This window comes from Moorena sp. SIO3B2, from assembly GCF_010692525.1.
Lineage (GTDB): Bacteria > Cyanobacteriota > Cyanobacteriia > Cyanobacteriales > Coleofasciculaceae > Moorena > Moorena producens.
Map to the genome: position 1 here is coordinate 1 of NZ_JAAHHE010000252.1, position 8,828 is coordinate 8,828.

Genomic DNA, 8,828 nt, shown 5'->3' on the forward strand with positions numbered 1-8,828 from the left:
AACTGAATGCGATCGCATACCGGCTCATAAACCACCACATCCGTTTCCAGAGCAGGATTCCACCGTTGCGCCGACTTAAAGGAAATCGCACGGCTAATAATTCGCCCATCCACTTCCGGCAACGCCACATTCATAGCAGTATCCCTAGGCATCAATCCCTGAAACCCAGACTCCCACTGTTCCACCGTGCCACTACTTAAAATAACCTGCAACACAGGTACATCCAGCCCTTCCCACAACTCCAACTGATGTACCTCAGCATCCAACTTAGCTACCGAGAAACTTGTCGTATTCAGCAACACTGCGATCGCGTAGCGTGAGCAAAGCTCAATCGCACTACTAGAGCTATCGGGATTTTGGAAATAGCCTAACAATTCCCGTTGTACCTCTAGATCCCGTAGAGAAGAGACAAATACTGGCACCGGTTCCAACCCCCGTTCTACCAAAGCCTGACATAACCCATCAATCGGTGCTGTATTTCCCGCTAAGTAATGGGCACGGTAGAACAGGATACCTACTTTAAGATTGGCTTTACAGCCGTTTTCAGATGAATTTACCTCACTACCTTTAGCTGCAAGCCCCCTAAATCCCCCAATTCTGGGGGACTTTAACTTCATTTCCCCCCAGCGAGGGATTGCTCGCTGGGGGGCTAGGGGGGCGAAATTTCCTGTAACATTGCCAGTAGCTTCTGCAGTTATCTCCGATTTCCATGGATAAACCCCAACCCGAGGCACAGGTTTTGGTGGTGGTGGATTATTAGTTTGGTCTAGGCATACATCTGCTACAAATTTCAGAGCGTTAGTGAAATTCTCAACACCGCCTTCTGTAAAGTAGCGCCATAATTGATTCACTATCGGAATAGTTTCTGTGGAGTGACTAGTTAACGTCGGATCTGGTCGGTCATCCCCTGGTAAAACAAATAATGTAGCGCCAGTTTGTTCTACTGTTTCTTTCACCACTTCTAAGCCATAAGACCAGTACGAGCGTCCCCCCAATAATCTGATAATGATAATCCGTGCTTTGCCCAAGATATCCTCAGCATAGGTATCAATGGTTAGTTGTTGCTGCAACTGCAACAGATTAGCGACTCGGATAGCTGGGAAATCTGGGGGAAGTTGGGATACCGATGCGGCTAGGGTTTGGATATCGGTGTCAGCAGCAGTCAGGAAAATAATTGGTGCTGGGGTTTGTTCGATGAAGATAACCCCTTCAGCTTCAGGGTTCCATCCTCCTGGAGTTGCGGCGATGCGATGCATAGTTTAGGGTGCGATTCGTTATTTTAATGCTGTAACCTCTAAGCCATGCCCACTTCCAAGAAAGACTGTTTCCAAAATTTTTGGAGAGTTCATCTGTCTCAGATAGGTTCCGAGAAGCTCCATAGCATAAAATGGTAAGTAATAATTTTTTTCTTTGAGCAAGGCAGGAACATAACGCTTAGGATAATAAAGGGTATAATACTCATCAAATGACGCTTTTGGAGATAGAATTTTCATTTTATTGTATTAGTTTAGTTGATTTTTTTTAACCTGAAAATTTGTTATTAATTACCATTGCCAATGATATCTTTTTATGCCTACATGTCCCTTAATTGATGATGCCCCAGATGAAGCTAGGAGTTTTCGTCTTCTTTTTGGTGTCATGTAGAGCATTTTATTAATTTTCCAAATCTGGAGAAAATTCATGAATTCTGGATCCATAAATCCACGCCGATAGGCATGCTGAGAAACGTTAGCATCACCAAAGTAGCCAAGCTCAAGTATTGTTGGTCCAGTCTCACAAATAGCAACATCCCAAGAAGGACAAAGATAGCCTGGAAAGGCCAGATGTGCTTCGATTACAAGTTCGACTACCTTGTTCCAGTAGGGGATCTGAAATCCAAGTAGATTCCTGCCAGTTTTCGGATGTAAAGGATTTTCAATTTGATCCAGGCCAGTACCAGAGATAATACGGAAGATTTTACCCGTTTTGATATCTACAGCCGCCAACAGATTTCCACTTGTACCATTCAGAAAATTGTCACAGTCTAAATTGCCCACATTTACTTTAAAGATTGCTTTCATTATTTGCGGGCCAGAGTCCAATAAAATAGTGTGTATTCTGATGCTCGAAATTTTCTCTGTACCAGAAATCTCAGCAATTTCAGAATGAGCAGTGAGAGGTTCCTGCAAAATCCATCCCAGGGTTCCTCCGTCATCAAGGGAGCAACAAAAATCCCTGAGTGGTTCTGAAGAACCCGTACCAAGGTGGAGCATGTCGCCATTTAAGTGATCAGCCAAGGTATTACCGTGACCATAGGAACCTGAAGACCGCTTAAAGTAAATCGGTAATGATCCTGGCTTTCTAAGGTAGTCTTCAAGGTCTTGTGGTGTAGCAATATTTAGTAAAACACTTGGGCGACGAGACCGATAAATTGCATGAATCTCGGGTGTTGGAAAACCACTAGCACGAAACAATAAGTACATTGTTACCTTGTCAATACTCATAAATTTAGAGTATTCATCGACTAGTATCTCTATAAGAGTAGATTGCATGCGATGTCCACAAAAGGCTGCCTTTTCGGATAAAGTAAGGTCATTAAGGTATAGTTTAAAATCTAGATACTCGGATAGATCGAGATAAGGGGAGGAGAATCGGAGCCTCAAAGCTTCCAAGGCAATTTCTAGGATTGGGCGCTGTGAAACATTAGCATATTTTAAAAAATCATTAAGGTTATACATTAAGCTTTAAACACACAATTTTCCAGAAAATTAGGTTTTATTTCTGTATTATATACCAAAACGCCAAATATTTAGCGGCGCTCTTTTGTCAGCTTGGAAATCTGCTGCCATGTAAGTATTCAGCTATCAGCGTGTCGCGTATCAGCTAATGCGCTACTCCTCGCACGCTAAGCGAACAGCTTTTGAATAAAACCGGTAAGCATTGGAATAATGCTGAGTTACCTCCCAGCATCGTTCGCACAGCGTGGCCATTCGCGTAGCGTGGCCAACGGCCAAGGCCAAAGCCTGTGCCACAAGGCTGACGGCTGACGGCTGACGGCTGAGTGCTGAATGCTTACGCTGCCATTCCGTCTAACGATGGGGTTTACCTGGGTGGACAAGTTTGAGAAATGTGCCCGGACGCCTTGAAATACCAAGCTTCAGGTGCAGCCAGGTGTGTACGATTCGTTCATCCTAAATTAGGCTATTATGACTTAGGGAAAAATTGCAAGGACTTGCGCCTTGTAACTGAATAACCGTGAGGGTGAAAGTCCCTCTGCCCTAGTGCTGAGGTGACAGGATTAATGCTACAGTAGCCACTGGTGACCAATTTTTCAAGGGGAGTAAAAAGGCGGTAACTGGGAGCATAACTGGGAATCCCTATAATAATCTCCAGCTTCGACCTGCCCATTGTCACCCTGTTAACACGGCTAGGGATGGCTGGGGTCTTGTTGGGCTTTGTCCTTCAAACCAACCTATCAATCGGCTTGATCATATCAAATTATTGAGTTATAAATTCAATTCCAGTTGTAATACCGTATTATTAGCTAGTCCGCGAGAAGCCCCGCGCTCTACCTGATAAGGTGAGCGTCTTGAAGTTACCGTAAGAATAGTGGAGCCTTTATGGTTGGCAGGCTATGCATAAAAGAGTTAAAACTTATTGATTAAGGCTCCACTATTCTAAGGTTTCGTCCCTAGGATGATAGCGGGGCAATGAAGTGAAACGGAATTGCCGACTAGGTATTTTTTGGCTCAGGGAAACGAGCTATTAAACTTCTTAGCAACTCAGATGAAGTCATCCCCCTTCGGTCGGCTTCCTGTTTTAACTGGTGTTTTTCAAAATTATTCATTCTGATTACAAATTGTTGATATTTTATTTTTGAATTGACAAATGTTATAACATTTATTACCTTTATAGTAGGTCGAAAAATAGGAGATAGCAACAATGAGGTCAGCTTATCAGTACCGGTTAAGATTAACAAAGCCACAAGAAGCGGAAGTAGAAAGATGGTTGGATATGCTCCGTCATCAATATAACTACTTATTGGCTGATCGGTTTAGCTGGTATGAGCAAAATCGTTGTTCTATAAACTCCTGTCCTTTGGTGTGTCACTTGCCAGAACTAAGAAATAATCCTGATTACTTTTCTCAGAAAAAGACTTTACCTCAACTAAAAAAGGATAGACCTTGGTACGGGGCAGTTCAGTCTCAAGTTTTGCAAGATTGCGTTAAACGGGTAGACTTAGCCTTTAAACGTTTCCTGAAAGGAGACAGTAACGGAAAGAAAAGTGGCAGGCCAAGATTTAAAAGTAAAAATAGATACAAATCGTTTACTTTCCCCGCTCTTTCTAAGAACCCGATAACTGGGAGTATTTTGACTCTTCCTAAATTTGGGAAGGTCAAAATGATTTACCATCGGCCTATCCCCGAAGGGTTTAAAGTCAAAACGGCTACCATAACCCGAAAAGCTGACGGGTACTACGTCACACTATCTATTCAGGATGATTCTGTTCCAAATATTATCCCAGTAGATAGCGCCTCTAGTCCTGTTGGGATAGATATGGGTCTTAAGTCCTTTCTGGTTAAGTCGGATGGCTCTGAGGTGCCAATTCCTCAATACTATCGGAAAGCTCAAAAACGACTAAAGAAGATTCAAAAAGCCGTTAGCAGATCCAAAAAAGGTAGCAACAACAGAAAAAAGGCTGTTATTAAACTAGGGAAAGCTCATAAAAAAGTGGCCGATACTAGAAAATATTTTCACTTCAAAACAGCGAAAAACTTACTAGACAATCACGACCTAGTTGCTCATGAGAAGTTAAATATTAAGGGTTTGGCTAAGACTAAAATGGCCAAGTCTGTACTAGACGCTGGCTGGGGTCAATTCCTGTCTATACTGTCAACCAAAGCCGAAAATGCTGGGTTACTTACAGTTGCAGTGAATCCTCGAAATACTAGCCAAAACTGTTCAAATTGTGGGAAAAAGGTACCAAAAAAACTTAAAGACCGCATTCATTCTTGTCCTCATTGTGGATACACAGCAGATAGGGATGTGAATGCGGCGATCAATGTATTAAATTTGGCGGTAGGGCATTCCGTCAGTAGTAAAGCTTGCCGAGCAACCGAAGGGATACCTGGTGTTGGCAAGAAGCCCGCGTTGTCCCGTTAGGGCAACGTCGGGAGTATGTCACTAAATAAATTCATTGGTTGCCCTAAACACTGTGCTTCGTAAACTGCTTGAAGAAAACAGGCAACTCGATAGGCGAATTGTACAGGAACAGCGTTGCCAATCTGCTGGTGGACATGACGTTTATTTCCTCCATGAAATACCCATGAGTCTGGGAAAGTTTGAAGTCGGGCATATTCACGATTAGTAAAGCGTCGCAGACGGCTTGCACTGATACGCCAGAGCTTTAAGCTAATATTTGGATTCCTTACAAATAGCCCATTGACGCGATCTTTTTCCTTTCTTTCTGCCACCACATTTCCCTGAGCCCACCCCCAAATAGTTCCAGTATCAATAGCAGGAAATGGGGCATCCAAAGATCTTATTGGGTGTCCGTCAGATCCAGTTCGAGAGAATCTACATGGTACAGGTGTCTCAGTAGGATCAAATTCCTTTCCAGTCTCCTCATGAACACGGCTTTTGAACCCCCATTCAGGACAATGATTAGGAAGGGAAATGAATGGATTTACAGCCAGATCACCTAAATATACTGATGCTGGTGTATCTGGCTCTGGCGTGGGCCAGTGAAAACCTGAGGGAAATCGGTCGAAGCTGGCAATAAAAATAAATCTTCTTCTCGTTTGAGGCACTCCAAAACCAGATACTCTGAAGACATTATATTTTATGTAGTATCCAAGACTCTTGAAATGCTCTGAAATTACGTCAACAAAAGGCTTTCCACTTTTGGGTTCTTTCATTCTCCTGAGATTGAGAACATTCTCAATTACGATAAAGCGAGGCTTCTTGATCTTTGCCATTCTGACAACTTCTTGAAACAGAAAATTCCTCTCGTCGTTTTCCTTTCGATTCCCGCCCAGTGAAAACCCCTGACATGGAACCCCTGCTAAAATTACATCACTATCAGGTAAATCTCTTTCTGATAGTTCTCGAATATCAGCTTCTTCAACATCCCATTCAGGTCGATTATTACGGAGTGTTTTAACGCTCCATGTATCAATATCTGTGGAGTAGAGATGTTGAAAACCAGCCATTTCAAAGCCGATATCTAAGCCACCGGCACCAGAAAAAAGACTTGTGAATGAAAGTTCCATATCAACGAAGAGTGACTGTTGGTCCTAAAGATTTGGCTGCACGGAAAACTTCAAATGTGTGTTTCTTTCCTGCGTTTGGATTATCTATATAGGAAGGTGTAAGCGTATGTTCAATCATATCAAAGTAATAACCCCTTATCAGCCTTGAAGTCTCTATACGTGTGATAGTACCCGAGTGTTTTAAATCTATACCAAATTTAAAGCCAGTTGGAGCAATCAGAGTAACTTGGCGTTCTGTGCCATCCGTAAGGGCAAATGGTGTAGGTGCAACATACATTTTTCGGTCACGAATCATAATGTCTCCATAGCTACCGAAACCTTTAAGATTCTTATTTTTATGGATATAAGAATGGTCTGCATTTAAGAAATTGCCATGACACATGACAAGATCATAGACTGGATAGTTCTTTTCCTTGGTTTTTGCTGGGTATCGTCCAAACACATAGTAAATTGTCCTCCCATTATGCAGACCTGAGGGCACTTGACTATTGCAGTCATAGTTTGCTTCCCTGCCTGGAAATCCTAATCCTTTGATCTCGAAGCCAAGGGGGAAATCAACAAGCCTGAAGTCTGGATAAGCATTTCTTGAAGGTTCATCGAAGTTCAAGGAAAGCCTTTCAAGACGAACAGCAAACCAATTTTGAAAGCTAAACTCTTTGTCCGTGGAAGAAACGCGACTTATCAACTCGCTGGCATCGATGGCGCGAACGCATTCTAAGAAAACCTTTGCTATGATTTGATCCATAATGATTTGTCTAGCCCAATGTTGCGATCACTCTCACCTTTAGGTACACGCAACTGTAGTGCATTTGGTGCTTGACAATGGAAGCACATCCCAAAGACAAAGTCAATGTTAACAGTTCTGCAAGACCATCTACCGAGACTCAGCAAAGTCTAACGGTTAAGGTCAGCGGGGCGAAACCTTGCCATAAGTGTCTTGAATTTCATTCACTGCAGCCTGGATACTTGCCTCATCGGTGATGTCCATACGCAGCGGGTGAGCACCCAACTCTCTAAGGTCAGCCATTTTTTCGACACTACGTGCCGCTACTACCACGGTCAGACCATCCTTCAGCAGAGATTTGGCCATTTCTTTGCCCATACCCGATGATGCGCCGGTAATCAGTGCGACTTTGGATTTACCATTTGCCATGATATTGAAGTTCCCTGTGTGTAGTGGACTTGTTCATCTTAAACTGAGAAACTAGCAACCTTCACAGATTTTGTTACTGCTACTGTCTTGCGATCGCGCTTAATACGGTCAATTTCTTTGAGAGTAAATGATGTTAATTGACACTCCCCGGTCTAAAGACGCGGGGATTCTTCGCTCAACGACCCGACTTGCTGAACCTGGCCGGGACCAAGGACAGTAGAGGTCAGATCTCCCGAAGCGTTGGGATCTAGGATCCAGGTTCCGGTGTGCCCCACCGTACCCAAGGCTCGTTTTAAAATGTTCAGCGCAGCATTGTGGTCTCTATCTAACTTGCATCCACACTTACAGACGTGGGTTCTAGTTGATAGTGATTTTTTGACTGTTTCACCGCACTTAGAGCAGTTTTGACTTGTATAAGCAGGGTTTACTGCTACAGTTACTCTGCCAAATTTAGTCCCAAAATGCTCTAACCATTTTCTGAACTGATACCAGCCAGCATCATTAATAGACTTAGCCAGGCAATGATTCTTTACTAGATTCTTAACCCTTAAATCTTCGTAGGCTACCAGGTCGTTAGACCGGATTACGCAACGTGCCGGAGACGAAACCTTAGAAGAGTGCAGCCTTACAACAAAACCTGCCACCTTTGATGCATAGCCTATCAACTATAAAGGCTGCACTCTTCTTGCGGTAACTTCTAACCAGTCTCTTGGCATGTTCTTCACGTTGTCTACTTATTTTAAGGTGTGTCCTGCCTAGCCTATTAACTGCTTTCCTACGGTTGGCTGAGCCTTTCTTTTTGCGAGATACTCGACGTTGGTAAAATTTTAAACGCTTTTCTCCCTTCCTGTAGAAATGAGGATTAGGTTCAGTATTTCCATCAGAGTCAGTATAAAACTCCTTTAGTCCTACATCCAATCCGACGTTTCTACAGGAAGGTTTTAGGTCTTCTTTTATGTCAACTGCTATGCAAAATTGCACATAGTACCCATCAGCTCGTTTCACAATTCGGACTCGCTTAATTTGATTTTTGTCAAATTGCCACAAGTCCCATTTCCCTTTGAGTTTAAGTTTCCCTATTCCTTTCTTGTCGCTAAAGGTTATAGCCTTTTTATCAGGAGACAGTTTCCACCCAGACTGCTTGTACTCTACCGACCTACATTGCTTCTGAAATCTAGGAAAACCCTTTTTGCCGGGTTTTTTCTTTTTGCAGTTGTCATAAAACCGGACTATAGATGACCATGCACGCTCAGAAGCTGCTTGTCGTGCCGTTGAGTTTAGTTCATTAGCAAAAGGAAACTGTTTAGCTAGTATCTTGCAGTATTTACTAAGATCATATTTTCCAGTCCCTTTATTGTCCATCCACAATCTAATGCAAGAATTACGAATAAACTTGACCGTCCGAATAGCCTCGTCTATTGCAG

10 protein-coding genes are annotated in these 8,828 nt (G+C 42.9%); 1 reads left to right on the top strand and 9 read right to left on the bottom strand.

From position 1 onward, the window contains the following. From F6K38_RS29905 to F6K38_RS29920, 4 genes are all read right to left on the bottom strand, one after another. The coding region (locus F6K38_RS29905; protein WP_287358712.1) for a cobaltochelatase subunit CobN at positions 1–1,256 on the bottom strand (1,256 nt) is incomplete at its 3' end. Positions 1,257–1,274: 18 nt separating this feature from the next. Next, on the bottom strand, positions 1,275–1,493 hold the full coding sequence (locus tag F6K38_RS29910) for a hypothetical protein (RefSeq protein WP_009149312.1): 219 nt from the start codon (positions 1,491–1,493) through the stop codon (positions 1,275–1,277). A 51-nt stretch (positions 1,494–1,544) separates the two neighbouring features. Further along, positions 1,545–2,717 (bottom strand): sugar-transfer associated ATP-grasp domain-containing protein, encoded by a 1,173-nt coding sequence (locus F6K38_RS29915; RefSeq protein WP_009149314.1) that lies wholly within the window; start codon positions 2,715–2,717, stop codon positions 1,545–1,547. Positions 2,718–2,935: 218 nt separating this feature from the next. Continuing rightward, on the bottom strand, positions 2,936–3,097 hold the full coding sequence (locus F6K38_RS29920; protein WP_154659885.1) for a hypothetical protein: 162 nt from the start codon (positions 3,095–3,097) through the stop codon (positions 2,936–2,938). Positions 3,098–3,921: 824 nt separating this feature from the next. Between F6K38_RS29920 and F6K38_RS29925 the strand changes: the two genes are divergently transcribed. Next, positions 3,922–5,142 carry an RNA-guided endonuclease InsQ/TnpB family protein gene (locus F6K38_RS29925; protein WP_071106358.1) on the top strand — a complete coding sequence of 407 codons (1,221 nt, stop codon included), beginning with the start codon at positions 3,922–3,924 and terminating at the stop codon, positions 5,140–5,142. Here the strand turns inward: F6K38_RS29925 and F6K38_RS29930 are convergent. The 5 genes from F6K38_RS29930 to F6K38_RS29950 all read right to left on the bottom strand — a co-directional run. Next, entirely contained in the window at positions 5,139–6,251 is a 1,113-nt protein-coding gene (locus tag F6K38_RS29930; RefSeq protein WP_009149321.1) for a DNA cytosine methyltransferase, read from the bottom strand. The genes F6K38_RS29925 and F6K38_RS29930 overlap by 4 nt on opposite strands. Position 6,252: 1 nt before the next feature. Beyond that, positions 6,253–6,996, bottom strand: a complete 744-nt coding sequence (locus F6K38_RS29935) for a hypothetical protein (protein ID WP_009149323.1) — start codon at positions 6,994–6,996, stop codon at positions 6,253–6,255. Positions 6,997–7,158: 162 nt separating this feature from the next. Then, entirely contained in the window at positions 7,159–7,404 is a 246-nt protein-coding gene (locus F6K38_RS29940) for an SDR family NAD(P)-dependent oxidoreductase (protein WP_009149325.1), read from the bottom strand. 152 nt (positions 7,405–7,556) lie between these two features. Beyond that, a complete protein-coding gene (locus F6K38_RS29945; RefSeq protein ID WP_009149327.1) occupies positions 7,557–8,048 on the bottom strand; it encodes an RNA-guided endonuclease InsQ/TnpB family protein in 492 nt (163 codons plus the stop codon). After that, positions 8,014–8,828, bottom strand: an 815-nt coding sequence (locus tag F6K38_RS29950) for an RNA-guided endonuclease InsQ/TnpB family protein (RefSeq protein WP_287247878.1), incomplete at its 5' end; no start/stop codon positions are given. The genes F6K38_RS29945 and F6K38_RS29950, both read right to left, overlap by 35 nt.